The 25,499-nt window shown below is 63.3% G+C and carries 26 protein-coding genes; 12 read left to right on the forward strand and 14 right to left on the reverse strand.

Annotated features, from left to right (window positions below; all coding sequences use genetic code 11):
* Positions 1-634: sugar phosphate nucleotidyltransferase (locus tag NDI87_RS07375; protein ID WP_296274345.1), on the forward strand; the 634-nt coding region annotated here is incomplete at its 5' end.
* Positions 635-767: 133 nt separating this feature from the next.
* On the opposite strand, the gene NDI87_RS07380 is transcribed toward NDI87_RS07375, so the two are convergent.
* From NDI87_RS07380 to senB, 7 genes are all read right to left on the reverse strand, one after another.
* Positions 768-1,472, reverse strand: coding sequence for an ABC transporter ATP-binding protein (locus NDI87_RS07380; RefSeq protein ID WP_296274347.1), 705 nt, complete (start codon positions 1,470-1,472; stop codon positions 768-770).
* Positions 1,469-1,627, reverse strand: coding sequence for a hypothetical protein (locus NDI87_RS07385; protein WP_296274348.1), 159 nt, complete (start codon positions 1,625-1,627; stop codon positions 1,469-1,471). Before NDI87_RS07385 ends, NDI87_RS07380 begins: the two co-directional genes overlap by 4 nt.
* A gap of 5 nt (positions 1,628-1,632) precedes the next feature.
* Positions 1,633-2,826 (reverse strand): ABC transporter permease, encoded by a 1,194-nt coding sequence (locus tag NDI87_RS07390; protein WP_296274350.1) that lies wholly within the window; start codon positions 2,824-2,826, stop codon positions 1,633-1,635.
* Complete coding sequence (locus NDI87_RS07395; RefSeq protein ID WP_296274353.1) at positions 2,823-4,019, reverse strand: efflux RND transporter periplasmic adaptor subunit; 1,197 nt, start codon at positions 4,017-4,019, stop codon at positions 2,823-2,825. Before NDI87_RS07395 ends, NDI87_RS07390 begins: the two co-directional genes overlap by 4 nt.
* Positions 4,016-4,672 (reverse strand): TetR/AcrR family transcriptional regulator, encoded by a 657-nt coding sequence (locus tag NDI87_RS07400; protein WP_296274354.1) that lies wholly within the window; start codon positions 4,670-4,672, stop codon positions 4,016-4,018. The genes NDI87_RS07395 and NDI87_RS07400 overlap by 4 nt, the downstream gene beginning before the upstream one ends.
* 400 nt (positions 4,673-5,072) lie before the next feature.
* Positions 5,073-7,364, reverse strand: a complete 2,292-nt coding sequence (selD, locus tag NDI87_RS07405; RefSeq protein WP_296274356.1) for a selenide, water dikinase SelD — start codon at positions 7,362-7,364, stop codon at positions 5,073-5,075.
* A 44-nt stretch (positions 7,365-7,408) separates the two neighbouring features.
* Positions 7,409-8,437, reverse strand: a complete 1,029-nt coding sequence (gene senB / locus NDI87_RS07410) for a selenoneine biosynthesis selenosugar synthase SenB (protein WP_296274358.1) — start codon at positions 8,435-8,437, stop codon at positions 7,409-7,411.
* Between the two features lie 5 nt (positions 8,438-8,442).
* Here senB and senA point away from each other — a divergent pair, with 5 nt between their 5' ends.
* Positions 8,443-9,705 carry a selenoneine synthase SenA gene (gene senA / locus NDI87_RS07415; RefSeq protein ID WP_296274360.1) on the forward strand — a complete coding sequence of 421 codons (1,263 nt, stop codon included), beginning with the start codon at positions 8,443-8,445 and terminating at the stop codon, positions 9,703-9,705.
* 49 nt (positions 9,706-9,754) lie between these two features.
* Here senA and egtD read toward each other — a convergent pair whose 3' ends face one another.
* Entirely contained in the window at positions 9,755-10,747 is a 993-nt protein-coding gene (gene egtD / locus NDI87_RS07420; RefSeq protein WP_296274362.1) for an L-histidine N(alpha)-methyltransferase, read from the reverse strand.
* Positions 10,748-10,882: 135 nt separating this feature from the next.
* On the opposite strand from egtD, the gene NDI87_RS07425 reads away from it, so the two are divergent.
* The 5 genes from NDI87_RS07425 to NDI87_RS07445 all read left to right on the forward strand — a co-directional run bounded on the left by NDI87_RS07425 (position 10,883) and on the right by NDI87_RS07445 (position 14,867).
* The gene (locus NDI87_RS07425) at positions 10,883-11,749 is read left to right on the forward strand and encodes a putative selenate ABC transporter substrate-binding protein (protein ID WP_296274364.1); all 867 of its coding nucleotides are present in this window, start codon (positions 10,883-10,885) and stop codon (positions 11,747-11,749) included.
* A 70-nt stretch (positions 11,750-11,819) separates the two neighbouring features.
* Positions 11,820-12,650, forward strand: coding sequence for an ATP-binding cassette domain-containing protein (locus NDI87_RS07430; RefSeq protein WP_296274365.1), 831 nt, complete (start codon positions 11,820-11,822; stop codon positions 12,648-12,650).
* A gap of 10 nt (positions 12,651-12,660) precedes the next feature.
* Complete coding sequence (locus NDI87_RS07435) at positions 12,661-13,488, forward strand: ABC transporter permease (RefSeq protein WP_296274366.1); 828 nt, start codon at positions 12,661-12,663, stop codon at positions 13,486-13,488.
* On the forward strand, positions 13,485-14,288 hold the full coding sequence (phnE, locus tag NDI87_RS07440) for a phosphonate ABC transporter, permease protein PhnE (protein WP_296274369.1): 804 nt from the start codon (positions 13,485-13,487) through the stop codon (positions 14,286-14,288). Before NDI87_RS07435 ends, phnE begins: the two co-directional genes overlap by 4 nt.
* Before the next feature lie 231 nt (positions 14,289-14,519).
* Complete coding sequence (locus NDI87_RS07445) at positions 14,520-14,867, forward strand: carboxymuconolactone decarboxylase family protein (protein ID WP_296274371.1); 348 nt, start codon at positions 14,520-14,522, stop codon at positions 14,865-14,867.
* 59 nt (positions 14,868-14,926) lie between these two features.
* On the opposite strand, the gene NDI87_RS07450 is transcribed toward NDI87_RS07445, so the two are convergent.
* Genes NDI87_RS07450 through NDI87_RS07460 form a run of 3 tightly spaced genes read right to left on the reverse strand, consistent with a single transcriptional unit; the run spans position 14,927 to position 17,486 of the window.
* Positions 14,927-15,829, reverse strand: coding sequence for a metal ABC transporter substrate-binding protein (locus NDI87_RS07450; protein ID WP_296274373.1), 903 nt, complete (start codon positions 15,827-15,829; stop codon positions 14,927-14,929).
* A 32-nt stretch (positions 15,830-15,861) separates the two neighbouring features.
* A complete protein-coding gene (locus NDI87_RS07455) occupies positions 15,862-16,749 on the reverse strand; it encodes a metal ABC transporter permease (RefSeq protein WP_296274392.1) in 888 nt (295 codons plus the stop codon).
* Positions 16,749-17,486: a metal ABC transporter ATP-binding protein gene (locus NDI87_RS07460; protein WP_296274375.1), complete on the reverse strand. Its 738-nt coding sequence runs from the start codon at positions 17,484-17,486 to the stop codon at positions 16,749-16,751. Before NDI87_RS07460 ends, NDI87_RS07455 begins: the two co-directional genes overlap by 1 nt.
* 309 nt (positions 17,487-17,795) lie before the next feature.
* Between NDI87_RS07460 and NDI87_RS07465 the strand changes: the two genes are divergently transcribed.
* Both NDI87_RS07465 and NDI87_RS07470 read left to right on the forward strand, forming a co-directional pair.
* Entirely contained in the window at positions 17,796-18,326 is a 531-nt protein-coding gene (locus NDI87_RS07465; protein ID WP_296274377.1) for a Fur family transcriptional regulator, read from the forward strand.
* A gap of 64 nt (positions 18,327-18,390) precedes the next feature.
* The gene (locus tag NDI87_RS07470) at positions 18,391-19,341 is read left to right on the forward strand and encodes an AEC family transporter (protein WP_296274378.1); all 951 of its coding nucleotides are present in this window, start codon (positions 18,391-18,393) and stop codon (positions 19,339-19,341) included.
* Here the strand turns inward: NDI87_RS07470 and pdxH are convergent.
* The gene (pdxH, locus tag NDI87_RS07475) at positions 19,338-19,991 is read right to left on the reverse strand and encodes a pyridoxamine 5'-phosphate oxidase (protein WP_296274381.1); all 654 of its coding nucleotides are present in this window, start codon (positions 19,989-19,991) and stop codon (positions 19,338-19,340) included. The genes NDI87_RS07470 and pdxH overlap by 4 nt on opposite strands.
* A gap of 137 nt (positions 19,992-20,128) precedes the next feature.
* Between pdxH and edd the strand changes: the two genes are divergently transcribed.
* Together edd and eda are read left to right on the forward strand one after the other, a co-directional pair.
* Positions 20,129-21,946, forward strand: coding sequence for a phosphogluconate dehydratase (gene edd, locus NDI87_RS07480; RefSeq protein ID WP_296274382.1), 1,818 nt, complete (start codon positions 20,129-20,131; stop codon positions 21,944-21,946).
* A gap of 66 nt (positions 21,947-22,012) precedes the next feature.
* Positions 22,013-22,654 carry a bifunctional 4-hydroxy-2-oxoglutarate aldolase/2-dehydro-3-deoxy-phosphogluconate aldolase gene (eda, locus tag NDI87_RS07485; protein ID WP_296274384.1) on the forward strand — a complete coding sequence of 214 codons (642 nt, stop codon included), beginning with the start codon at positions 22,013-22,015 and terminating at the stop codon, positions 22,652-22,654.
* Positions 22,655-22,776: 122 nt separating this feature from the next.
* On the opposite strand, the gene gloA is transcribed toward eda, so the two are convergent.
* Positions 22,777-23,169 carry a lactoylglutathione lyase gene (gene gloA, locus NDI87_RS07490; RefSeq protein ID WP_296274386.1) on the reverse strand — a complete coding sequence of 131 codons (393 nt, stop codon included), beginning with the start codon at positions 23,167-23,169 and terminating at the stop codon, positions 22,777-22,779.
* A gap of 76 nt (positions 23,170-23,245) precedes the next feature.
* On the opposite strand from gloA, the gene NDI87_RS07495 reads away from it, so the two are divergent.
* Positions 23,246-23,629, forward strand: coding sequence for a hypothetical protein (locus NDI87_RS07495; RefSeq protein ID WP_296274388.1), 384 nt, complete (start codon positions 23,246-23,248; stop codon positions 23,627-23,629).
* 11 nt (positions 23,630-23,640) lie between these two features.
* Here the strand turns inward: NDI87_RS07495 and NDI87_RS07500 are convergent, their stop codons facing one another.
* Positions 23,641-25,473 carry a DEAD/DEAH box helicase gene (locus tag NDI87_RS07500; RefSeq protein WP_296274390.1) on the reverse strand — a complete coding sequence of 611 codons (1,833 nt, stop codon included), beginning with the start codon at positions 25,471-25,473 and terminating at the stop codon, positions 23,641-23,643.
* Between the last annotated feature and the right edge of the window lie 26 nt (positions 25,474-25,499).

Genomic DNA, 25,499 nt, shown 5'->3' on the forward strand with positions numbered 1-25,499 from the left:
CACCCGTTTTTTGATTGAGCAATTGCTGCGTGATGCGGACGACCCCAGGTCGAGCCATGATTTTGGCAAAGACCTCATTCCGCACTGCGTCAAACGCTACCGCACCTTCGCCCAGAATTTTGCCGAAAGTTGTGTCAGCGAGCCAGGCAAGCCGGCTTATTGGCGGGATGTGGGCACGCTGGACGCGTACTGGGCCGCCAACATGGACCTGATACAGGTGACGCCCGACCTCAATCTTTATTCGGAAAATTGGCCGATCTGGACCTGGCAGCCGCAAACGCCCCCGGCCAAGTTCGTCTTTGACGACGACTCACGCCGTGGCACGGCAGTGGACTCGATGGTTGCGGGGGGCTGCATCATCAGCGGGGCCATGGTGCGCCGGTCCATGTTGTTCTCCGGCGTGCATGTGCACAGTTACAGCACCATTGAAGACTCGATGGTGTTGCCCCATGTCCAGGTCGGCCGCCACTGTGTTTTGAAGAAATGCATCATTGACAAAAATTGCGTGCTGCCCGAAGGCACCGTGATTGGCCTGGATCCGGCGCAGGACAAAAAACGTTTTCGCGTCACCGACTCCGGCATCACGCTGGTGACCAAGGACATGTTGGGGCAGGCCGATAGAGGGATTCGATGATGCCAGGCAGGCAAGCAAAAACTCCTGCATGACATGGGTTACCTGAACGTGCGATCAATTGCCGGTTGTTTAGAGGCCTGGGCGGCTTCGGAAAACGGTCGCCAAGCCTGAAATCCCATCGTTTGGGTAAGCCTTAATCCAGCGAGCGGCCTTCGCCTGGCTCTTCCACCGTTTGCCCGTCGCGGATGTGGTAGACGCGCTTGAAGGTGGGGATGATTTTTTCGTCGTGCGTTACCACGATGATGGCCGTGTGGGCCTGAACCGCCATCTGGTTCAGGATGCGCATCACGCCCAGGGCGCGCTCGCTGTCCAGCGGTGCGGTGGGTTCGTCCGCCAAGATGACGGGCGGGCGGTTCGCCAGCGCCCGGGCAATCGACACCCGCTGTTGCTCGCCGCCCGAGAGTTGTGACGGTTCGGCCCGGGCGCGGTGCTGCACATCGAGCGCCGTGAGCAGTTCCAGCGCACGGGCCCGGGCCTGCGGGTTGGCCTGGCCCGCCAGCATCGGCAGCAGGGCCACGTTGTCGGTCACATCCAGAAACGGGATCAGGTAGGGCGCCTGAAAAATAAAACCAATGCGGTCACGGCGCAGCGCGCGCAGGTCGGGCACTTGCCAGCCGTTGTCGTAAATCACCTCGGTGCCCAGCGTCATGCGCCCGGATGTGGGCTCGATGATCGCGCCCAGGCATTTGAGCAGCGTGCTTTTGCCCGAGCCCGAGGGGCCCACCAGACCCACCACCTCGCCCGGCGCCACCACCATGTTGACGTTTTTCAGGGCCTCGACGGCGCTGTCGCCCTGACCATAAACCTTGCGCAGGCCTTCGATGCGGATGCCGCTCATGGGAGTCGCCCCGCTGCAGATATTCCCGTCATTGCGAGGAGCGCAGCGACGCGGCAATCCATGCCCGCCAGACTTCCTGGATTGCCGCGCTTCGCTTGCAATGACGAAACCAGCCGCGCCACGCTCGCAATGACGACATTTTGTGGTGTGTTCATGGTGATCATCCAATCGCCTCGGCCGGATCGACCTTGAGCGCCACCTGAATCGAAAGCAGGCTGGCCAGGGCACAAATGACCAGCGTGGCGACCAAGCCGGTGACGGCATCGCGCGGCATCAGCAGCACGTATTTGGGGAAAATCGGCGCCCAGAAGGTGGCCGATATCTTGCCTACCATGAAGCCGATCAGCCCGAGCCCCATGGCCTGCTGCAGGATCATGCTGGCAATCGTGAGGTTGCGCGTGCCGATCAGCTTGAGCACCGCAATTTCGCGAATTTTGCCGAGTGTCATGGTGTAGATGATGAAGGCCACAATGGCCGCGCTCACCACCGCCAGAATCGCCAGGAACATGCCGATCTGACGGGCCGAGGTGGCAATCAGCTTGGCCACCAGAATGTCTTCCATGCCGGCGCGGGTGTACACCTGCACATGTTTCCAGCGCTTCAGGGCGTTGGCGACCTCATCGGCCTGCCAGCCCGGTTGCAACTGCACCAGCACCGCGTTGACGTTGTGGCTGCTGGTTTGCAGGGTTTGGACGGCATCGAGCAGTCCCGGCACGCCGGGGCGGTTGAAAGCCGGGTTGGCCGCCGTGCGGCTGCGGTCATTCACAATGGTGTCGTTGTCCTTCAGGAACTGCGCTTCCTGCGCGTCCTTGAGCGGCACAAACAGCATCGGGTCGCCGCCCGAGGACACCATGCGCTGGGTGAGTCCGACCACGGTGTAGTTGTGGCGGCGCACGCGCACCGCATCGCCCAGGACCAAGCCGGTTTTGATGTCAGCCACGGCTTCATAATGATCGCGGGTGAGCTGGCGCCCTGCCACCAGATAACCAGGCGCGCCAGGCTTGCCGGGCTCCACACCCACCACCATGGTGCGGGCTTCTTCGCCGCTGGGGCGCTGCACCTGCATGGTGAGGTAAGTCACGTTGGCGGCCTGCGCCACACCGGGCATGCCGCGCACGCTGCGCACCACGTCGTCCTTGATGCTGGAAGCCTCGGCATACGGGCCCTGGGTGTCTTTTTGCACTATCCACAGGTCGGCCTGGCTGTTGGTGAGCAGGGCCTGCGCATCGTCCACCATGCCGCGATACACCCCGGCCATGGTCAGCGTCACGCCAATCAGCAGCCCGAGCCCGAGCCCGGTCAGGGCAAACTTGCCCCAACCGTGCAGGATGTCGCGTCCGGCCAGACTGATCATGGGGTGACCCCGGGTTTGACCAAGGAATCAACCACCGTGATACGCGCGCCGCTGCTCAGGGCTTTCTGGCTGTAGACCACCACCCGGTCACTCTTCTCCAGGCCTTTGAGCACCTGCACCTGGCCGTCCAGGCTCTGGGTGCCGAGTTGCACTGGCGCAAATTCGGGCTTGCCGTCTTTCAAACGCCAGACCCCGCTTTCGCCTTTTTGATGCTGGATGGCCGCGTTGGGCAGCAGCAGCGCGGGTGCGGTGGCGGGTAATTGCAAAGTGACTTCGGCCATTTCACCGACCGAGACGTTGGCGGGCGGGGCGTCAAACGCCACCTGGGCAATACGTTCTTCGGTGACGCTGTCGGCCAGCAGTTCAAGTCGGGCCACCTGACCGGTGAAGCTGTCTTGGGGACGGGAGCGCAACACAATGCTGGCTTTCACGCCAGTGGCCAGACCGGCCGAGCGGCCTTGGTCAACACGCATCCTGATCCACAGGCTGGCCGGGTCCATCAGGCGCAGCACCGGCTGGCCCGCCACCACGGTGCTGCCGGACTCGGCGTCGCGCGTGGTCACCACCGCATCGGCCGGGGCGAACAGGCGCACGTTGTCGCGCTGTTGTGCCAGTGCCGCGCGCTCGGCTTTGACGCGGGTCAGGTCCTGGCCAGCGCCCGCCAGATTGGCTTGCGCTGCCTGCACCGCTGCATTGGCGGAAGCCTGGGCTTGCAGAACCGCATCGAGCGCGCCGGGGCTGATGAAGTTTTGCCGTGCCAGGTCCTGGTTGCGCTGGGTGGTGGTGGCGGCCAGTGCGCTGCGCGCCTTGGCATCCAGCAATTGGGCCTGCGCGGCCGCCTGGGCACTGCCCGCGCGTGCCAGTGAGGCATCGAGTGCGGCCAGGCGCTGGCCGAAGTCCACCGGGTCCATCTCGGCCAGCAGTTGCCCGGCCTTGACGCTGTCACCCACATCCACCTTGACGCTCAGCACCCGCCCTGCCACCGTCGGGCCGACCATCCAGCTGCGCCGGGCCTCCACCGTGCCGATGCCAAAAATGGCCGGGCTTAACGTGCCCTCGGTCGGGCTGACCACAGTCACCTTGATCGGCGCCAGCGGTCCGGTGCGCAGCGACACATAGGCCATGCCGCCGATGAGGGCCAGGGCGACGGCACCCATGATCAGACGGCGTTTGAGCAAAGCGTTGGTATTCATGGGGCTCCTTGAAATTCAGTCGGCTGGCATTGCAGCCCATGTTGAAGAATGGCAAAAACGCCCGGGGCCTGGGCTGCCATTGCCTGGACATTATTTGAAATCATGGCTTGCATGACCAGGCCCTGCACCGAGCCGATGAACAGCACGGCGGCGGCTTGCAGATCGATACCCGGGCGCAGCGCCTGTTGTGTTTTGGCAAGCTGCAACACAGCCAGCAGCAGCTGACGGTAACGCTGCATCAGGGCGCGCACCCGACTTTTGAGGGCGGTGTCGCCCGGGCGCTGCAGTTCCTGAAAGACCAGCCGTGGCACGCCCGGGTAACACATGACAAAGTCCACATGGGTCAAAAAGATTGCGCGCAGGGCGGGCAAGGCCGCGCGGTCGGCATGTGCGGCAGCGGTGTGCAGGCGGGTCATCAGGGTCTCGGTCACCCAGTCGAGCACCGCCAGCCAGATGGCTTCCTTGCTGGCAAAGTGCTTGAACACCGCGCCCTGCGAAATGCCCACCGCACGCGCCAGGTCCGCCGTGGTGATGTCAGCCGGGCTACGCTCTGCGGCCAGCAGCAAGGCGGCTTCCACCAGGCTGGCCTGACGCACTTCGGTACGCTGTTTTGGAGGTTTGTCCTGAACTTCCATGGCCTTAAAGTAATTCATCAATTACTTATTCTAAGGCTTGTGGTTTGTCTCTGGGGTGAAGGGTGGGTAAAGTTGTTCTGTTGTGTGCTTCGTTATCGCGTTGTGAAGCATGGGGTCGAGTTGTTCTGCGCTGCGCGCGGTAACCGGCAGGGGCGGCCACCTCATACTGGGGTACCAGAAATCGGTGACCACCCCTGCCGATTACCGCGCGATCCGGTGATGTGCGGAAATCGTTTAAGGCAAATGCAGATGCAAATGCAAATACAACTGAAGTTGCATTTCACCATTACCCGCACCATGTCCAGCGCAGTGGCTGGTATTGGGGGCTGACGATTTCTGGTACTCCAGTATGAGGAAGCCGCCAATGCCAGTCGCTGCGCGGGTTACCGTTACCAATGCATTGAACCAGTTATAAATTTCAGGGCAGCAACACCACTGGTTCAATCGCCTCACCCTGAAACAAAACGCGCCCAATCACCGCCGTCTGCGCATACCCCGCAGCCTTTAACGCAGCCACACAATCCGCAACCCGGTCAGCCGGCACACTGGCAAGCAAACCACCGGCGGTTTGTGGATCAAACAGCAGCGGGTAACGCGGGTCGTTGACAAAGTCGTCCTGATTGCGCAGCGCCCGGCGCAGGCGCACATTGGCCGGTTGCAGCGAGCTCACAATGCCCGCCGCCACGGTGTCCAACGCGCCATCCAGCAATGGCAAGGCCGACAACACCAGCTCGGCATCCACCTCTGACGCCCGGGTCATCTCCATCAGGTGCCCGAGCAGGCCGAAGCCGGTCAGGTCGGTGCAGGCCGTGGCGCCAAAGTCACGCAGGCACTGGGCGCCCTGTCTGTTGGACAGCACCATGGACTGCAGCGCGGCGTCGATCCAGCGCCCCTTGGCGGCCAGCCGGGCGTGTGCGGCAAACAGTGTGCCGGTGCCAATCGGTTTGGTCAGAATCAGCACATCGCCGGGCAACATGCCGCCCTTGCGCGTCAGACCCACCAGTCGCTCGTCGATCAGCCCGTTGACGGCGAAGCCCAGCGCCAGCTCGGCGCCTTCGCCGGTGTGGCCGCCCACCAGCGCACAGCCGGCGTCGTTGAGCACCTCGACCGCGCCGCTCATCATCTGAAACAGCAGGTCTTCCACCTTGGCTTCCAGCCCCGGGGGCACGGTGGCAATCGCCGTGGCCGACTGCGGCTCGGCGCCCATGGCAAAAATGTCGCCCAGGGCGTGGTTGGCCGCGACTTTGCCAAACAGGTAGGGGTCATTGACAAAGGCGCGAAAAAAGTCCACCGAATGCACCAGCGCCATGCCGGGCGGCACGCGCACCACGGCCGCGTCGTCGGGGTCTTTCAAGCCGATCAGCACATCGTCGCGCTGCACCACCTGCAGTTGCCCCAGCGCCCGCGACAACACCGTGGCCCCCACCTTGGCGCCACAGCCGCCGCAGCGCATGGCAATGGCCGAGATCGCCTGCAGGGCTTCGTCCGGGTTCAGCGCGAGTTGGGACGGTGTGTTGCGCGGCGGCGCATCTGCCTTGGCCTGCATGTCGGGAAATTCCGAGAAATTGCGCATGAAACGCTGGTCGATCCAGTCTTTCCAGCGCCACACCCAGTCGCCCCAGAAACCCAAGGCGCCGCGTGAAGCCACGGCATAACGGTTGCCGGTGCTGATCAGGGCCAGCCAGCTGGATTGCGGCCGGTAAGCCTGCAGGGTACGCCCCTGCACGCTCAGACGCAAGTTATCGGCCAGCGGCCGGCCCATGCGCACGGCAAACACGCCAGCCTTTTCCATGGGAAAGTTTTGCATGGCGGCAATGTCGCCGGCGGCAAAAATGGCCGGGTCGGTGAGGGTTTGCAACTGGTCGTTCACCCGCACAAAGCCGCCTGCATCCAGCGCCAGGCCGGTGCCTTGCAGCCAGGGCGCACCACCCGCCTGTGTGACCCACATGGTCTCTTCTGCTTCGACCACCAGGCCGCTGGCACAGACCAGCTGGTCGGGCTCGACCCTTGTCACCTCGGCGTTCAGGTGCACCTGCACACCGCGATCATTCAGCACGCTGGCAAACTTGCGGCGCACCCGTGCATTGTGGGTCGGCAGGATGCTGTCCGTTGTCGTGAGCAGATGAAATTGCAGCAGTTCGGGGTCGCGCCCGCGTGAGATCAATTCGTTACGCAGGCGGTACTGCATTGACAGCAGCAACTCCACCCCCCCGGCCCCGGCGCCGACCACAGCCACACGCAGCGGCCCCTGGGTGTGCGCCTGCACCTTGGCCAGCAGCGCCAGCCAGCGCTGGTTAAAGCGGGTGATGGGCTTGACCGGCGTGGCAAATTCATCTGCCCCCTTGACACCGCTCAGGCGCGGCGTCGAGCCGATGTTGATCGACAAACAGTCGTAGGGCACCGGCGGGCGATGGCGGCACAGCACCTTTTTTGCTGCGCGGTCTATACCCACCACCTCGTCGCGGTAGAGCCGGGCGCCGGCAAACACGGCCAGCCGTGCCAGGTCGATGTGTACCTCGTCATAGCTGTAATGGCCCGACACGTAGCCCGGCAGCATGCCGGAGTAGGGCGTGTGCACATCGGTGCAGATCACCGTCAGGCGCACGCCGGGTTCGGGTTGCATGCCAAAGCGCTTGAGCACGCCCACATGGCTGTGGCCGCCGCCAATCAGCACGATGTCTCTGGCGATGGGTTGATTGGGGTGTTGCATCGGAAAAGGGGGTTCAGGAAAATTCAAAAAAGAGTGGTCTGGTTTCACAGGTGTGGCGACGCTGCCGTGAGCTCACTCACCAACTGCTGCAGCACCCGCCGCTCGGCCTCAGGCGCAAACAGCGGCGCACGCGCCGTGCATTGGGCTTGCAAATGCGCCAGAAAAGCCGGTTCATGGCGGCAGCGACGCAGCAAATCGACCAATTGCTGTTCATTGTCCCAGTCAAAATAGCCCGCGTAATCGGTCCCCAGCATGCCCACATTACCGTCAATGCGCGAGGCCAGCACCGGCGTGCCGGAGCGCACCGCCTCCATCACCACATGGGCGCCGCCTTCCATGCGGCTGGTGTGCACCAGCACATGGGCGCGCTGGATGCGCCGACGCGTGGCCTCGTGTGGCAAAGCACCGAGCCAGCGGTAGCCGGGGCAGACGGCGGTGGTGTCTTGTGCCAGAGCCGCCAGCGCGGCGTCCAGCGGCGCGCCAATGTGGTCGATCCGAATGACATCCTGGCTTGATAACAGGCGGGCTGCGGCAAACAGGGTCTGTGGTGACTTTTCCTCGCGCAGGTGGCCCACCATTACCGCTCTCAGAAAGAGAGCAGATTTGGCCAGGCTCCGGCGCGCCGGTGTCGACTGAAAAATCACCTGGGCGCGGGGCTGCAGCGATATTGGCAAGCTGGCCAAGCCCAGGTTCTGCAACACCACCAGGCGCTGCGCCCATTGCAGCGAACGCTGGGCCTGCGGGTCGGTCTGAATGTCACGGTACAGGTCGGTGCCGGTCAGCACCACGGCCAGGCCGGGCACCGGCTGAGTATCAGTGTCAGCACCCCGGCTCTGCGCCCAGGCCCTGACCGAGGCCGCCGAGCGCCGCGCATGCAGGGCGATCATGCCGCTGTCCTGTGCCGCGGCCGGGCCGTCGGGCCATTGGGTCACGATGCGCACCTGAAAGGATGGGCCGCTGGCAGCGTGCGACTGCAGGAATTTTTGCCAGCGCCGTGCGGTTTGCCAATTGCCGTTGTTGGCATCCGCCAGCGCCGGGCTCACAATCACCACCTGTTTCTTCAAAGAGGCCATCACCCATGCTCCCCGAGTTGATTCCAAGTTTGCCCAACTGGCAGCCCGCACAGGCAGCGCGCACCGCAGATGCCCGGACGCTGGCGCAATACCTGCACATGAGCCGTACACGCACGCTGGCGCTGCTGGATGTTTATGTGGCTGCGCTGGGACCTGCTCTGACCGTGCCATGCACGCCCCAACTCAATCCGCCGCTGTGGGAACTGGGCCACATCGGCTGGTTTCAGGCGTTCTGGCTGGCGCGCAACCCGCAACACCGACTGGGCGTGCTGGCCGATCCGCTGGTGGCGCGACGCCCGTCGCTGTTGCCGCCAGCCGACGCGCTTTACAACTCCAGTGTGGTGGCGCACGACAGCCGCTGGCAGCTGCCGCTGCCTGATCTGCAGGCCACCCGGTCTTTCCTCCAGGCCAGCCTGGATCAGACCCTGGCCTTGTTGGCTGCTGAAAGGGGCGACGATGCCGCGCTGTATTTCTACCGTTTGGCCTTGTTTCATGAAGACATGCATAGCGAAGCCGCCGTCTACATGGCGCAGGCCCTGGGCATTGCGCTGCCGCCAGCGTTGTTGCACGATCAGGCAGCGCGACCCGGCGGGCCGGTGCAGTCGCTCCGGCTGGAGGCCGGCGACTGGACGCTGGGCTACCTGGAGCGTGGCTTTGCCTTTGACAACGAACTGGGGCCGCACCGCGTGCAGCTGGGCAGCTATGCCATCGACGACCAGCCGGTGTCGTGGCGGCGCTATTTGCCTTTTGTAGAGGAGGGTGGCTATGCCGACGCGAGTTGGTGGAGCAAGCCGGGATGGCAATGGCTGCAAGCCGGGCAGCCGCTTGCCAGAACGGGCCCGCGTTATCTGCGTCAGGTCAAGCAGGGCAAGGGCGCGACGGTTTGGGAGCAATGCCTGTTTGGCCAATGGCAAGCGCTGGACCTGGATGCCCCCGCCTGCCACCTGAGTTATTTCGAGGCCGAGGCTTGGTGCCGCTGGGCCGGTTGCCAATTGCCCACCGAGGCGCAGTGGGAGCGGGCCGCCATGACCCAGCCCGGTTTTCACTGGGGTGAGGTCTGGGAATGGACCGCCAGCACCTTCAAGCCTTACCCCGGTTTCGAAGCCCACCCGTACCGCGATTACTCGGCCCCCTGGTTTGGCGACCGGCCGGTGCTGCGCGGCGCCAGCCGGGCGACCGCTGAGCGCATGGCACACCCGCGCTACCGCAATTACTTCACGCCCGAGCGCAATGACATCCATGCCGGTTTCAGAACCTGCACCGCTTAAAAAGTGGGTGTGCTTTGCGCGCATCAAAAGCCAGCAAGTCGCAGCCGCATCAGGCGCCAGCCCACATCACGGCAAAGCGGCCCGCGTCCCTCGTGGGCGCATCGGTCCACACCAGCGGCTCGGCAAAACCGGCCTCGCGCAGCAATTGCGAAAAACCCGACACCGTCCACTTGTAGGAATTCTCGGTATGGATGCGCTCGCCCTGGCTGAAGGCGCGCTGGCCACCCGGCCACTGCACGGTCAGGTCGCGCTGCGCCACCAGGTGCATTTCAATGCGCGATTCGTTGCGGTTGAACAAAGCGTGATGCGCCCAGTCGGCCAGCCGCAGGTCGGTGCCGACCAGCCGGTTCACGTTGGAAATCAGGTTGCGGTTGAAGGCGGCCGTGACACCGAGGGCATCGTCGTAAGCGGCTTCCAGTTCAGTGGCGTCCTTCACCAGGTCCACCCCGATCAGCAGCCCGCTGCCCGCCACCGGACCGCAAGCCTCGCGCACCTGGCGCAAAAAGTCCAGCGCCTGCCTGGGGGTGAAATTGCCGATGCTCGACCCCGGGTAGAACAGCACCCTTGGCCCGGCATCGGGCTCGCCCGCCTCGGGCGGCAAATCGAGCGTTTGTGAAAAGTCCAGCCCGATGCCGACCATGTCGATGGCCGGGTACTGGCGCTGCAACGCGGCCAGGGTGGCGCGCAAAAAATCAACCGAGATGTCGACGGCTACATAGCGACTCGGAGCCAGTAGCCCAAATAAACTGGCGGCCTTGCCACAATTGCCTGCACCCAGGTCAATCAGCGTGGCCCCCTGCGGCGCAGACCGGACCATAGCCTGGACATGCGCCTTGAAAATGGCCGCCTCGGTGCGCGTCGGGTAATACTCGGGCAGTTCGGTGATGGCTTCGAACAGGCGAGAACCCAGCGCGTCGTACAAGAACTTGGGCGACACCGTGGCACCGCCAGGCTGCGGATTCGCCGTCAGGCCATGGATGAGCTCCTCGCGAATGTGTTCGGCGCTGTCGTGGTGCAATTGGACAAAGACAGGAGTTTTCATGGATCTGGGTGAGTGGCTGGGGCCTGATCGTAGCGCCCGCGGCAGCAAAGTGATTTTCTTATTACCATTGCCCCCCGGCTTTGGCGCACCTTGACATGCGCCGACCGTATCAACTTATAGACAAGAAAGCGCTTCATGCTCACAACTTCACGCCGTTTCACCCTGCACGCACTGCTGGCTTGCACCGTTCTGGGTTTTGCTACCCAGACGGTCGCACAGCAGGTCTTCAAGATCACCGCCATCCCCGACGAGTCGCCCACCGAACTGGCGCGCAAGGCCGCACCGCTGGTGACCTACCTGTCACAAAAACTCGGCATGAAGGTGGAATTCACCCCGGTGTCCGACTACGCCGCTGCGGTGGAAACGCTGGTGAACAAACAGGTCGACATGGCCTGGTTTGGTGGCTTCACCTTTGTCCAGGCCAACGTGCGTTCGGGTGGCAAGGTGGTGCCGCTGGTGCAGCGCGAGGAGGACGCCCGATTCAAATCGGTCTTCATCACGTCACAGCCTGACATCAAGGCGCTGGCCGACCTCAAGGGTAAAACACTCAGCTTTGGCTCGGCGTCGAGCACCTCCGGCCATCTGATGCCGCGCAACTATCTGCTCGAAGCCAAGATCAACCCCGACACCGACCTCAAGCGCGTGGCTTTCTCGGGCGCCCACGATGCGACCATTGCGGCGGTGGCGGCGGGCAAGGTCGATGCCGGTGCCTTGAACATTTCGGTCTGGGACAAGTTTGTCGCCGACCAAAAAGTGGACACCGCCAAGGTCCGGGTGTTCTACACCACCCCGGCTTATTTTGACTACAACTGGACCGTGCATGCCGACATGCCGCAAGCCTTGCGGACCAAGCTCACGCAAGCCTTTCTGGAACTGAACAGCAGCACACCGGAAGGCAAGGCCTTGCTGGAGCTGCAACGCGCCAGCCGCTTCATTCCGACCCAGGCCGCCAATTACAAAGGCATTGAAGCCGCCGCGCGCAGTGCCGGCCTGCTCAAGTAATGGCCGTGAATCAACCGCATGTGATCGCTGCTGACGCCGGCGGCCTCATGGCCAGCAGTCAAATTTTGCGATGAAAGTAAGCTTGCTCGGCTGCTCGGCGCAGCACCCTGCCGCACACATGGCGGCCGCGCCGGCGCTCAAAGCCATTGACCTGGTACTGGCGCAGGGCGAGCAGGTGGCCGTCATCGGCCCCTCGGGTGCCGGCAAAACCACGCTGCTGCTCCTGATCGCTTGCGCCCTCAAGCCGACCGGGGGCCAATTGCTGCTGGATGGGCGCGATCCGTGGACGCTGCGCACCGCTGAGCTGCAGCGCCTGCGCGGTCAACTGTGTCTGGCCCCCCAGGTACCACCGCTGCCGCCACGCCAGCGCGTCATCACAGCCGTGCTGGCGGGACTGCTGCCGGGCATGGGCCTGTGGGCAAGCCTGGGCAATTTGCTCTACCCACGGCAGATCGAACTGGCCGAAGCGGCACTGGCGCGCTTTGACCTGGCTGAAAAATTGTTCGAACGCGTCGACCGGCTCTCGGGCGGCGAGCGCCAGCGGGTCGGGCTGGCACGGCTGGCCGTGGCCAACGCGCGCCTGCTGCTGGTCGATGAGCCGCTGTCGGCGCTCGACCCCGAGCGCGCCCGCCAGGCCTGCGCGTCGATCACCACCGTGGCGCGCGAACAGCAGGCCACGCTGATCGCGACCTTGCACCATGTCGACATGGCGCTGCAGCACTTTGGGCGCATCGTCGGTTTGCGCGACGGTGAAGTTGTGTTTGACCTGCCCACTGTCGAGGTGACTCCAGAGCGACTGACCGATTTGTATGCACGCCACCTGGACGAGCTGACGGCAACGGCGCCAGCCCTTGAGCCTCTCGCATTCAGCGCCCCGGCGGTGACCGTGACCTGCCGTTGAAATGCTGACCTTGCGCACAAGCTCTGCCGCGCGTCGCGATCCCGCCTGGATCGGCAGGCTGTTTGCGCTGCTCGCCACCGGCGTGGTGGCCTGGCCCTTGCTGGTGCTGGCTGAATTCAGGCCCTGGACATTGCTGAGCCCCGAGAGCCTGCGCCCCACACTGCATTTTCTGGCGGACTTTTTTCCGCCCAAGCTGGAGCCCGGGTTTTTGCTGCTGGTGGCGCGCGAGACCTGGCGCACCGTGGCCATCGCCACGGCGGGTATCGTGCTGGCGCTGGGTTGGGCGATCCCGCTGGCGTTGATCGCGGCACGTCCGCTTTCGGTGTCAGCCTTGTCGGGTCGCATGGCCTGGTTGCCCGCCGTCGTCCGCCAGGCGGTGCGCTGGCTGCTGATGTTGCTCAGAAGCGTGCCCGAGCTGATCTGGGCGTTGATTTTTGTCCGTGTGGTTGGCTTGGGGCCGACCTCGGGCGTGCTGGCGATTGCACTCACCTATGCCGGCATGCTGGGCAAGGTCTACGCCGAGATTCTTGAATCCAGCGACGCGCAGCCCACCCAGAACCTGCTGCGCAACGGCAGCGGCCGGCTGCAGGCCTTTTTTTACGGCTTGCTGCCGCAAAGCGCGACCGAGCTCACCAGCTACACGGTCTACCGCTGGGAATGCGCCATCCGCTCCTCTGCCGTGCTGGGCTTTGTCGGCGCCGGGGGGCTGGGCCAGCAAATGGATGCCTCCATGAAAATGTTCAACGGCAGCGAGGTCGCCACCATGTTGCTGGTGTTCATGGCGCTGGTCTGGCTGGCTGACCGGGCCAGCAGCCTGCTGAGGAATGCCCTGGCATGAAGCCCGTGCGTCCGCCCCCCATCTGGAACCCGCGCTGCAAAGCCTGCTGGTTGAACCTCGGGCTGCTGCTGTTGGTGCTGGCCAGTTTCATGTCGCTCGACCTGCAGTGGGGCAAGTTTTTATCGGGCGAAGCGCTGGCCTCGATGGGGCGTTTTGTCAGTGAACTGCTGGTGCCGCAAACCGCCCCGGCGTTTCTGCGCAAAGTGCTTTGGGCCAGCCTGGAAACCCTGGCCATGTCGGCGCTGGGCACGGCGCTGGCGGCCGGGGCCGGTTTGGCACTGGCCCTGCCTGCCGCCAGAACCCACCCCGGTGACGCGGCGCGCTGGCGTGGCCCGACCCGGTTGCTGCTCAATGCGCTGCGCAGCATTCCCGAACTGGTCTGGGCGGCGCTGCTGCTGATCTCGGCCGGCCTGGGCCCGCTGGCAGGCACCCTGGCGCTGGCCTTGCACACCACAGGCGTTTTAGGGCGACTGTTTGCCGAGAGCTTCGAGAACCAGCCGACCGGACCGGCCGATGCGCTGCGCGTGCGTGGCGTCTCCAGGGGCAAGGTGTTCTGGTACGCCGATTTCCCCCAGGCCGTGCCGCAGTTGCTGAGTTACACGCTCTACCGCTGGGAAAACAACATCCGCGCGGCGGCCGTGCTGGGCGTGGTCGGCGCCGGCGGCCTGGGGCAGATGCTGGCCTTTCACATGGGTTTGTTCCAGATGATGGAAACCAGCTCGGTGCTGATCGCCATGATGGCGCTGGTGGCCGTGGTCGACGGCCTGAGCTACTTCACCCGTTGGGCCATGCAGCGTTAACTTGAAAAAACATCGGCATTGCGAGCCGTTAATGACGGAATCTGTTCGTTCGCAATGACGGCAGGTTTTCATGTCCGGCTGGCTTGCAACTACAATAATTCTGTTATAGCTTATGTAAGTAAAGCTTGATGAATACGGGCCCTGGGGTTTAACAACACAAGGTTTGCCATCATGACGACATACAGCAAACTGTTTGCCGAATTTGGTTGATTTTCAAAAACAAGGAGTGTTATGAGTACGTTTGATTCCATTGGCCTGATCAAGAGCATCAATGACAACCTCGGGCCGTTTCGCAAGTCGCAAGGTGAGGCCATGCAGGGGTTTGCGCAGTTGGCCAAGGCCTCCATGGCCGGAGGCCTGGTCAGCGCCAAGCACAAGGAACTGATTGCCCTGGCCATTGGTATCACGCAACACTGTGCCGGTTGCATCGCCTTTCACGTCAAGGCCCTGCACCGTCTGGGTTGCACCCGCGCCGAACTCGAAGAGGCGCTGGCCGTCTGTGTTTACATGGGCGGCGGCCCCGGGCTCATGCTGGTCGCCGAAGCGTTGGCGGCCTGGGACGCCATGGCCCCAGCCTGAGACTTTGCGGGTCAGACCACTCGCGTAGCGACGTACTCTGACCCCAACTGATCAAACGGTCAGTTCAAGCGCATGCCGGCAAGCAGTTGTATTACATTGTGCTGCATCATCTTGAGGTAGCTTGAGCCCGGTTCAGCCGGCCCGGAGAGCGCGTCGGAATACAGGGTGCCGCCCAGCGTGGCACCGGCGTCCTTGCTGAGTTGCGCCATCAGTTTGGGGTTGCTCATGTTTTCTACAAAGATGGCCCTGATCTTTTCACGTTTCATCTGACGGATCAATTCAGCCACGTGTCTGGCACTGGGCTCGGTATCGGCGTTGACGCCATCGGGTGCCAGGAATTTGATCTGGTAATGCGCGGCAAAGTAACCAAACGCATCGTGCGAGGTAATGACCTTGCGTTTGGCTACGGGCAGGGCGTCAAACTGCGCTTTGGCCTGTGCGTCAAAGTCTCTCAAGGCTTTGGCATAACGCTCTGCATTGGCCTGGTAAGTCATGGCACCGGCCGGATCCACTTTGGACAAGCCGGCGGCAATATTCTGCACATACAGCACCACGTTGTTGGGGTTTTGCCAGGCGTGCGGGTCGGCTTCATGGTGACCGTGGCTGTTGCCAGCCTCTTCCATCTGACGCGGCTTGACGCCCCTCGAGGCGACCACGACGGCACCCTGGTAAGCGGCTGATTTGGCCAGCTTGTCGGCCCAGGGTTCGAAATTGAGGCCGTTGATGACAAACAGGCGCGCTTGCAGGATGGCCTTGGCGTCCGCGGGTTTGGGCTCAAAGCTGTGCGCATCGGCATTCGGGCCGACCAGGGTGGTGACATTCACGCGCTCGCCGCCCACCACCTGCACCAGGTCGCCGAGGATGCTGAAGGAGGCCACCACCCGGACGGGTTCGGCGGCATGGCCGGGTGACATGAAAAGACGGCAGACAGCCAGTGTGCAGAGCAGCAGGGTTTTAATCATGTAGTGTTTCATTGTTTGTCATGTGTGTGACTTCAGCCGACCCGGTGCGGGCGCTTGAGCACCTGGGGCAACCAGCCGCCCGGCGACACCAGCAAGGACAGGCCGTAGAGCACCCCGGCGCAGCCGATGATGGTAGGGCCGCTGGGGGTGTCGAGGTGGTAGGACAGCAGCAGCCCGACGCTGCCAGCCAGCGCCGCCTGGGCGCTGGCATTGACCAGTTGGGCGCTCAAGCTGTCATGCCAGAGCCGGGCTGACACTGCTGGCAGCATCATCAGGCCCACCGCCATCAGCGTGCCCAGGGTCTGGAAACCCGCCACCAGGTTGACCACCACCAGCATCAGAAAAGCCTGCTGCCAGATCCAGCCGCGACGACCCCAGCCACGGCCGGCGGCGGCGGCCAGAAATACCGGGTCAAAGCTTTCCAGTACCAGCCCCCGGTACAACGCCGCCAGGGCGATCACGCTGACGCTGGCCACGCTGGCCACCAGCAACAGCCCGGCGCCGTCCACCCCCAGCGCGCTGCCAAACAAAATATGCAACAGGTCGAGTTGCGTACCTTGCCGTGACAACAGGGTGACCCCCAGGGCCAGGGCCACCAGGTAAATGGCGGCCAGGCTGGCGTCTTCCTTCAAAGCCGTAAAGCGGCTGATGAAACCGGCCAACCCGGCCGCCAGCATGCCCGAGATCACACCACCGGCGGCCATCGCGGTCAGTGACAAGCCTGAAAACATGAAACCGATCGCCACGCCCGGCAGCACGGCATGGCTGATGGCGTCACCCAGCAGGCTCATGCGGCGCAGCGTCAGAAAGACGCCGAGCGGGGCGGCGCTTACCGCCAGCGCCAGCGTGGCCACCAGCGCACGGCGCATGAAGGCAAATTCGGCAAACGGGCCGATCACATAGTCCCACAGCGCCATCATCATGCGCTGACCTCATCAGTGTGGCAAATGTCGGCGCTATCGTCCCAGGCTTCGGCCAGGGCGCGGGCACGCAGCAAATTGGCTTGTGTCAGCACCGTCGCGGTGTCGCCCCAGGCCACCAGTTCGCGCGCCAGCAGCACTGTCTGATCAAAATGGGCGCGCACCTGGACGTCGTCATGCAGCACGGCAATCACGGTGCGGCCCTGGGCGTGCCACTGCTTGATCAGGTCCAGCAGCGCAGCCGTGGTGCGCGAGTCCATCGCGTTGAAGGGTTCGTCGAGCAGGATCAGATCGGCGTCCTGCATCAGCAAACGGGCAAACAGCACACGCTGGAACTGTCCGCTCGACAACGAACCCACGGTGCGTTCCTCAAAGCCCTCCAGCCCGACGCTGTGAATGGCGGCATCGGCTCGGGCCAGCATGCCGGTATCGACGCCGCCCCAGGCGCCCAAAGCGCTCCAGCAACCCAGCAGCACGCAATCGCGCACCGGCATGGGAAAGCTGCGGTCGATCTCGGTCATCTGCGGCAGGTAGGCGATGCGTGCGCGCGGCGTGTTCACCTGAACCCGTCCACCAGCGCTTGTCAGCAGGCCCATGATGCTTTTGAGCAGCGTGCTCTTGCCCGAGCCATTGGGACCAATCACGGCGGTGAGCGAGCCATTTGCAAATTCGCCGCTGACGTGGTGCAGGGCAGGGTGCTGGCGGTAGCTCACCGTCAGGTTGTCAATCCTTACCAAGGGGACGCTCCCATGTTGGCCCACCAAACAGCCAGCCAGAGCAGGGTCAGCAGCGGCAGTACGGCCAAGATTCTTCGCCAGGCGGGCCAGGCCAGTACGCTCAGGCGCCTGGTGATTTTTGCCTGAGAGGGGCTGGAATGGACATGCGCGGTTGCGTGATCGTTCCGGTGCTGGTGGTGTGGATGCGTCATGGCATGATGAAAATCGGTGAATTGTTACAATAATGCAACTGAATTGCAGTAGAGTTTATCGCAACTCAATTGCAATAAACTTGCTCCGAAGAAAATTCATAGCCACAAATCCTGTCCGATGCCTGCCGCGCCCTCGTTATCTCTCGTCGACCCGATCGATGCCTTGCTGACTGCCCATGGTTTGCGTCGTACCGATGCGGCCCGGCGTGTGCTGGGCTGGCTGCTGGCACACCCGGACACCAGCTACACCCATGCCCAGTTGCAGACGGCGCTGCAAAACGACATCACCGCAGCGGGGCAGGGCGAGGCCGGCAGCGCGCTGGACCGCGTCACGCTGTACCGTCTGATCGACCGCCTGACGCAAGTGGGCCTGCTGCTGTGCCGGGTCGATGCCAGACGGGTGCGGCGTTACCAGGCGATGCCCGCCAGCGTGCATGCCTTGCCCCACTTCGAGTGCCAGAGTTGCCACCGCGACCAACCCTTGCAGGGCGCCTTGCAGGGCAATGCGCTTGATCTGGAAGTGGCTGCGCAAAACGCCTTGCAAGCGCTCAAGGTGCTGGGCTATCAGGGTTTGAGTCTGGACCTGGCGGTGCGCGGCGTCTGCGCCGACTGCGCCACGGCGGCCCAGACCACAAACCAGACGCCATGACCCGGTCGCGAGCAATTAGCGCACGATCAGAGACAATCAAGCCTTTTCAATCTGATTGTCTGATGTGAATAGTCCGGTTTTTTCTGCCCTGCTGCCCGTCGTTTTATTGATTGCCATAGGGTTCATAGCCGGTCGAGCCGGCTGGATCAGGGCGGAGGCCATCAAGGACTTGTCCAACCTGGTGTTCATGGTGCTCACGCCGGCGCTGCTGTTTCGCACCATGAGTTCGGTGCATGTGGAGCAGCTCAACTTCAAGCCGGTGGCCATGTACTTTGTGGCGGCCTTGCTGCTGTTTGGCGGCATGCTGGCGTGGCTGGGCTGGAGCCGGCGCGCTGCGGTGCTGGCGCTGGCCGCCACCTTCAGCAACACCGTGATGATCGGCATCCCGCTGGTTGGTTTGGCCTATGGTCAGGCCGGCCTGGTGACACTTTTCACCCTGATTTCTGTGCACTCCCTGGTGCTGCTGACGCTGGCCACCGTGGTGCTTGAGTTGGTGTCTGCCCGTGAGGAGCGCGCCGCCGGCCAGGGTGGTCAAAGGCACATGGCGCTCACGGTGCTGGCGGCTGTGAAAAGCGGCGTCATTCACCCGGTGCCTTTGCCCATCATTGTGGGCCTGTTGTTTGCGCAGACTGGATTGGTGCTGCCCGAGGTGGTGGACAAGCCACTGCACCTGCTCGGCAGTGCTTTTGGTCCGGTGGCACTGGTATTGGTGGGCGTGACACTGACGCAGGTGCAGGTGGGCCCGCATTTGAAAAGTGCTTTGGGTATCAGCCTGCTCAAAAATCTGGCACTGCCAAGCCTGGTGGCGGCGTTGGGCCTGGCGTTGGGCATGTCGGGTTTGCCGTTGGCGGTGATGATCGTCACCGCCTCGCTACCAATGGGCGCCAATGTATTCTTGTTTGCCCAGCGTTACGAGGTTGCACAAGATCTGGTGACAGCCAGCATGGCGGTGTCCACCGTCATTGGGCTGGCGACCGTCACCCTGGTGATGCCGTTGGTGGGGCTGCTGCCCTAAGGGGCCAGCCGCTCCCGAATCCAGGACACTTCGGGGTCGTCTGATGGATGGCTCAAACGGTATTGCAGCCGGTCATGCAGCCGGCTTTTGCGTCCTTGCCAGAATTGCCAGTTGTCGGGCTTGAGCCGGTAACCGCCCCAGTGCGGTGGCCGTGGCGGGTTCAGTAAAAACTGGGCACCATACCTGGCCGCATTGGCCACCAGCACACCACGGCCACTGATCACCTGGCTTTGCGGGCTGGCCCAGGCGCCAATGCGCGAATCCAGCGGGCGGCTGTGAAAGTAGGCATCGCTTTCCTCATTGCTGACCTTCTCCACCAAGCCTTCGATGCGCACCACGCGCTCCAGTTCGACCCAATGGAACTGCAGGGCCGCAAAAGGGTTGCCGGCCAGCTCCTGGCCCTTGCGGCTGTCATAGTTGGTGTACCAGACGATGCCGCGCTCGTCATAATCCTTGATCAGTACCACGCGCGTGCTGGGGCGCAGGTTGCTGGCCACGGTGGCCACGGTCATGGCGTTGGGTTCGGGCACTTCGGCGGCAATGGCTTCCTTGAGCCATTGTTCAAACTGTTTCAAGGGATCGACATGCGAGGCGTCTTCGTTGAGTTCGGCGCGTTCGTAGCTTTTGCGGAGGTCGGAAATATGGGACATCCCGGAAGTATAGGGAATACGCTCTGGCCGTACCGGTTGCGAAATTGGTAACCCATTGGTAACTATGTTGCCCTGCTGGTTTTAATTTAGCGGGTAACATTGTGCCTGTAATTTAGTTACCAATTTTTATCGAAAACATGAAACTCAACAACACCGTGGCTTTGGTCACCGAACGCATCGTTCAGCGCAGCTTGCCCACACGCACGGCGTATCTGGCGCGACTTGAGGCTGCGCTGCAGCGCCCGCCGGGTGCCCAGCGCCTGGGTTGCGCCAACGTGGCACACGCGTTTGCTGCGCTCCCCGGCAACGACAAATTGCGCGTGGTCGCAGAAAAAGCGCCCAACATTGGCATTGTCACCGCGTACAACGACATGCTGTCAGCCCATGCGCCGCTGCAACATTACCCCGATCTGATCAAGGCTGAGGCGCGTAAACACGGTGCTACTGCCCAGGTGGCAGGCGGTGTGCCGGCCATGTGCGACGGTGTCACGCAGGGCACGCCGGGCATGGAGCTGAGTCTGTTTTCGCGCGATGTGATCGCCATGGCCACGGCCGTGTCGCTGAGCCACGACGTCTTTGCCGGCGCGCTGATGCTGGGCGTGTGCGACAAGATCGTGCCGGGCCTGCTGATCGGCGCTTTGCAATTTGGTCACCTGCCCACTGTGTTTGTGCCGGCCGGTCCCATGACCACGGGCTTATCCAACAACGCCAAGTCGAAGGTGCGCGAACAGGCCGCCCAAGGCCTGGTCGGGCGCGCCGAGTTGCTGGCGGCCGAGTCGGCGGCTTACCACAGCCCCGGCACCTGCACCTTTTACGGGACCGCCAACAGCAACCAGATGTTGCTCGAAGCCATGGGCCTGCATGTGCCCGGTACCGCCTTCATCAACCCCGGAGCTGCAGTGCGTGACGAACTCACGCGGGAAGCGTTGCGCACCGTGCTGGGTAGCCCGGACTTCAAATGCCCGCCGATTGGCCGTGTGGTCGATGAGCGCTGCATTGTCAACGCCATGGTCGCCTTGCTGGCCACGGGGGGCTCGACCAACCACCTGATCCACTGGGTGGCGGTGGCGCGCGCTGCGGGTATCGTGATCGACTGGAATGACTTTTCGGCCCTGTCCGATGTGGTGCCGTTGCTGAGCCGTGTTTATCCGAATGGCAGTGCCGACGTCAACCAGTTCCAGGCGGCTGGTGGCCCCGGCTTTGTGATTCGCGAACTGCTCGATGGCGGCTTCATGCACGCCGACGTGCTCACCAACCGCGCCGGTGGCTTGCGCGAGTACACCGGCATTCCACGCGCCGCTGAAGATGGCCGCCTGCACTGGGACACCGCAGCGGTCAGCCTGGACGAATCGGTGGTGCGGCCGGCGAGCAGCCCGTTCAGCGCCAGCGGCGGCCTGAAACTGCTGCAGGGCAACCTGGGGCGCAGCGTGATCAAGATTTCGGCGGTGCCCGACGACCGCCATGTGATCGAAGCGCCATGCCGGGTTTTTGACTCGCAGGAAGCCTTGCACCGGGCCTTTGCCGCCGACGAACTCAACCGCGACCTGATTTGTGTGGTGCGCTGGCAGGGCCCGCAGGCCAATGGCATGCCCGAACTGCACAAGCTGACGCCGCCGCTGGCCGTGCTGCAGGGCAAGGGCTACCGGGTCGCGCTGGTCACCGATGGCCGCATGAGCGGCGCCTCCGGCAAGGTGCCTGCCGCCATTCATGTCTCGCCCGAGGCCGCTGCCGGTGGGCCGCTGGCGCGTGTGCGTGACGGCGATGTGATCCGTCTCGATGCCAATGCTGGCACACTACAGGTGCTGCTGACGGATGCTGAATGGGCCGCACGCGAAGTTCTTCCCATGCCGGATGCGCTGCGTCAGGCCAATGGTCTGGGCATGGGCCGTGAGCTGTTTGCCAGCATGCGCCGCAACGCCTTGAGCGCCGAAGAGGGCGCTTGCAGCTGGCTTTGACCGGCCACCTGGATTGCCGCGCTGGCCTAGCAATGACAGTTATTCCTTTAGTTTTTGAAAGACACCATGACAACTCAAACCCCTTTGACCGCTTTGCAGGTCATGCAAGATGCCCCGGTGATTCCGGTGATTGTGCTCAACGACGTGGCGCACGCGGTGCCGATGGCGCGCGCTTTGCTGGCGGGAGGCATTCGCATGCTCGAAGTCACGCTGCGCACGCCGCAGGCGCTGGCCTGCATCGAGGCCATTGCCCGTGAAGTCCCCGAGGCCGTGGTCGGCGCCGGCACCGTGCGCAGTCGCGCTGACGCGCAGGCGGCGGCCAATGCCGGGGCGCGTTTTGCGGTGAGCCCGGGTTACACATCAACCGTGGGGCAGGCCTGCCGCGATGTGGGCCTGGCTTTGCTGCCTGGTGTGGCGACCGGCGGCGAGATCATGGCCGCCTGTGAAGACGGCTTTACCGAACTCAAGTTTTTCCCTGCGGTGCAGGCCGGTGGCGTGGCCATGCTCAAGGCTTGGGGCGGACCGTTTTTTGACGTCAGGTTTTGTCCCACGGGCGGTATTACCCTGCAAAACGCCCCCGACTTTCTGGCACTGAGCAACGTCGTGTGTGTCGGCGGCTCCTGGCTGGTGCCAGTAAGCACCGCCGAACAGGGCGACTGGGGCCGGGTCACCCGCCTGGCGGGCGAGACCGCCCATCTGAAAAGCTAGCTGTGGGGCGGACTTTGGTCCGCCTTGGCCGAATAAATTCGGCCCTACATAAAACCAGACCGAATAAATTCGGCCCCACAACAAACCAGAACTCGGTGTGAAACCCTTTTGCCGCAAGGCGCTTAGGCGGCTTGTGACCGCTCGATGAGTTCGATCTTATAACCGTCCGGGTCGGTGACAAAGGCGATTACCGTGCTGCCGCCCTTGACCGGGCCGGCCTCGCGCGTCACGTTGCCGCCCGCCTGCCTGATCTTGTCACAGGCGGCGGCGGCATCGGGCACTGCCAGCGCAATATGGCCGTAAGCGGTGCCCAGTTCATAGTGGTCCACACCCCAGTTGTAAGTGAGTTCCAGTTCGGCGTGCTCGGGGTTGCTGCCATAACCGACAAAGGCCAGCGTGTATTTGTACTCGGGGTTTTCCGAGGTGCGCAGCAGCGTCATGCCCAGTACCTTGGTGTAGAAGTCGATCGAACGTTGCAGGTTGCCAACGCGCAGCATGGTGTGCAGAAGTCGCATGTTGTGTGTTCTTTCAGGTTTTTCGGCCTTGACAAGACAGGCAATAATCAAGGCAGTTGTTCATCACGGAGTCAGTATGACCCAGTTCACCCAAGTTATTCTATTTACCGACACCGACGGTTATGCGCGCTTCAGGGAAGAAGCGGTTCCCCTCGATCAGGGCTCGCCACAGTCGGCCTTGTCGGCTCTGATGCCGTCGGGAGGGTACCAGCTGCGCGCCAGCCCGGTGGGCTTTCGCAGTACTTTCCACTGCACCACCGACCCGCAATGGGTGTTTATTTTGGCGGGGCAGATGGAAATCGGCCTGCAGGACGGCAGCTCACGCATCTTCAAGCCGGGCCAGCATTTCTATTCGGCCGACCTGCTGCCAGCAGGCCAGGCCTTTGATGCCGGGCGCCACGGCCACTGGAGCCGCCAGCTGGGGCCCGAGCCCCTGCAAACCCTGTTTTTGCGCGGTTGACGCAGGCTAACTTAGCGGCCTGACTGACCGCGGGTGCCACTGGCGTTGCGCGGGCGGTTGCCGCCCGGCCGGCCAGCACCACCGCCAGGGCGACCGCCGCCGCCAAATCCACCACCGCCAGCGCCACCACCGGCGTTGCGGTTACCGTTACCGCCACCGAAACCACCGCGACGCGGGCCACGATCGGTCATCATGTCGACGCTGGTGCGCATCGGGTCGGGCTGACCTCCAGGGCCTGAGCGCGAGGCACCGGCACCGGCCTCAACCGGTCCACCGTAACCACCGCCATTGCCACCGCCGTAGCCTCGGGCCTGGCGCTGGCCAGGACCGCGCACCGCTTGCTCGGCTGCGCTCAGGTGGCTGCGTGGCTCGGCTTCACGGTTGCCGCCGGTATTACCAAAATTGTTGTCATTGGCGTTGCGATTTTCACCGCCGTAGCCACCCGCGTTGGTGCCGGCGCGTCCGCCAGCGGCACCCCTGCCGCCACGGCTGCCGCCGCGACCGGCTGGGGCGGGGCCTCGGCCGCCACCGCCGTTGCCACTGCGGGCAGCGCCCGGACCCTTGCTCTCGCGCACGCGGGTGAGCATTTCAGTACGGGCCGCCTTGGCTGCGGCCTGCATCACGTCGCGGCTTGGCGGTTTGCCGGCACCGCCCCAGATGGTCTGGCGGCCCATGGCAATGGGTTCGGCCTGCTCGCCGGGCTCGGGCATGAACTCGGCAATGATTTGCACCGGGATGTCCTGCTTGGTGTAACGCTCAATGGCTTGCATGAAGCCTTCTTCGTCCAGGCTCACCAAATTCACCGCCATGCCGTCGGAACCCGCGCGGCCGGTGCGGCCAATGCGGTGCACGTAGTCTTCGGTCACATTGGGGATGTCGTAATTGACCACATGCGGCAGGTCGTCGATGTCAATGCCGCGGGCGGCAATGTCGGTGGCCACCAGGGCGCGCATCTCGCCGCTTTTGAAGCCGGCCAGCGCCTGGGTGCGGGCCGACTGGCTCTTGTTACCGTGCAAGGCCATGGCCGTGATGCCATTTTTTTCCAGAAACTCGGCGACGTTGTTGGCGCCAAATTTGGTGCGGGTGAAGACCAGCACCTGGCTCCAGTTTTTTTCCTGGATGATGTGCGCCAGCAGCGCTTTTTTCTTGCCGCGACCGACCGGGTGGATCAATTGTGTGATGCGCTGCACGGTGGTGTTGCGCGGTGTCACCTGCACACTTTGCGGATTTTTCAGCAAAGTGGCGGCGAGTTCGCGGATTTCTTCGCTGAAGGTGGCCGAGAACAGCAGGCTCTGCTTGTCCTTGGGCACCGCAGCCAGCACTTTTTTCACGTCATGGATAAAACCCATGTCGAGCATGCGGTCGGCTTCGTCGAGCACCAGGATCTGCACCTGGCTCAGGTCAACCATGCCTTGCTGCATCAGGTCGAGCAGGCGCCCGGGTGTCGCCACCAGAATGTCGACGCCTTTTTTCAGGCGGCTGATCTGCGGGTTCATGCCGACACCGCCAAAAATGGCGACCGAGGTCAACTCCAGGTACTTGCCGTAGGTTTGCACCGATTCTTCTACTTGCGCGGCCAGTTCGCGGGTCGGGGTCAGCACCAGGGCGCGGGTGGCGACGCCACCAAACTTGTTGCGCGGAGCAACGGCCGCACTCAGCTTGTTGAGCATGGGCAGCACAAAGGCGGCCGTTTTGCCGGTGCCGGTCTGGGCGCCACCGAGCAGGTCGTGGCCCTCGAGTACGACCGGAATGGCCTGTGCCTGAATCGGCGTGGGAGTTTCGTAGCCTTGCTCAAGCACGGCCTTGATGATGGCCGGAGCCAGATTTAGTTCTTCAAATTTCATTTAGAGGTGCACCCCATCCAGGGCGC

The sequence above is a fragment of the Rhodoferax sp. genome, assembly GCF_023701345.1.
In the GTDB taxonomy this organism is placed as follows: Bacteria; Pseudomonadota; Gammaproteobacteria; order Burkholderiales; family Burkholderiaceae_C; genus Rhodoferax.

Coding starts and splice junctions, on each gene's coding strand:
- NDI87_RS07380 (WP_296274347.1), bottom strand. CDS start 1,472: ATGAGCGGCATCCGCATCGAAGGCCTGCGCAAGGTTTATGGTCAGGGC.
- NDI87_RS07385 (WP_296274348.1), bottom strand. CDS start 1,627: ATGAACACACCACAAAATGTCGTCATTGCGAGCGTGGCGCGGCTGGTT.
- NDI87_RS07390 (WP_296274350.1), bottom strand. CDS start 2,826: ATGATCAGTCTGGCCGGACGCGACATCCTGCACGGTTGGGGCAAGTTT.
- NDI87_RS07395 (WP_296274353.1), bottom strand. CDS start 4,019: ATGAATACCAACGCTTTGCTCAAACGCCGTCTGATCATGGGTGCCGTC.
- NDI87_RS07400 (WP_296274354.1), bottom strand. CDS start 4,672: ATGAATTACTTTAAGGCCATGGAAGTTCAGGACAAACCTCCAAAACAG.
- selD (WP_296274356.1), bottom strand. CDS start 7,364: ATGCAACACCCCAATCAACCCATCGCCAGAGACATCGTGCTGATTGGC.
- senB (WP_296274358.1), bottom strand. CDS start 8,437: ATGGCCTCTTTGAAGAAACAGGTGGTGATTGTGAGCCCGGCGCTGGCG.
- senA (WP_296274360.1), top strand. CDS start 8,443: ATGCTCCCCGAGTTGATTCCAAGTTTGCCCAACTGGCAGCCCGCACAG.
- egtD (WP_296274362.1), bottom strand. CDS start 10,747: ATGAAAACTCCTGTCTTTGTCCAATTGCACCACGACAGCGCCGAACAC.
- NDI87_RS07425 (WP_296274364.1), top strand. CDS start 10,883: ATGCTCACAACTTCACGCCGTTTCACCCTGCACGCACTGCTGGCTTGC.
- NDI87_RS07430 (WP_296274365.1), top strand. CDS start 11,820: ATGAAAGTAAGCTTGCTCGGCTGCTCGGCGCAGCACCCTGCCGCACAC.
- phnE (WP_296274369.1), top strand. CDS start 13,485: ATGAAGCCCGTGCGTCCGCCCCCCATCTGGAACCCGCGCTGCAAAGCC.
- NDI87_RS07445 (WP_296274371.1), top strand. CDS start 14,520: ATGAGTACGTTTGATTCCATTGGCCTGATCAAGAGCATCAATGACAAC.
- NDI87_RS07450 (WP_296274373.1), bottom strand. CDS start 15,829: ATGATTAAAACCCTGCTGCTCTGCACACTGGCTGTCTGCCGTCTTTTC.
- NDI87_RS07455 (WP_296274392.1), bottom strand. CDS start 16,749: ATGATGGCGCTGTGGGACTATGTGATCGGCCCGTTTGCCGAATTTGCC.
- NDI87_RS07465 (WP_296274377.1), top strand. CDS start 17,796: ATGCCTGCCGCGCCCTCGTTATCTCTCGTCGACCCGATCGATGCCTTG.
- pdxH (WP_296274381.1), bottom strand. CDS start 19,991: ATGTCCCATATTTCCGACCTCCGCAAAAGCTACGAACGCGCCGAACTC.
- edd (WP_296274382.1), top strand. CDS start 20,129: ATGAAACTCAACAACACCGTGGCTTTGGTCACCGAACGCATCGTTCAG.
- eda (WP_296274384.1), top strand. CDS start 22,013: ATGACAACTCAAACCCCTTTGACCGCTTTGCAGGTCATGCAAGATGCC.
- gloA (WP_296274386.1), bottom strand. CDS start 23,169: ATGCGACTTCTGCACACCATGCTGCGCGTTGGCAACCTGCAACGTTCG.
- NDI87_RS07495 (WP_296274388.1), top strand. CDS start 23,246: ATGACCCAGTTCACCCAAGTTATTCTATTTACCGACACCGACGGTTAT.
- NDI87_RS07500 (WP_296274390.1), bottom strand. CDS start 25,473: ATGAAATTTGAAGAACTAAATCTGGCTCCGGCCATCATCAAGGCCGTG.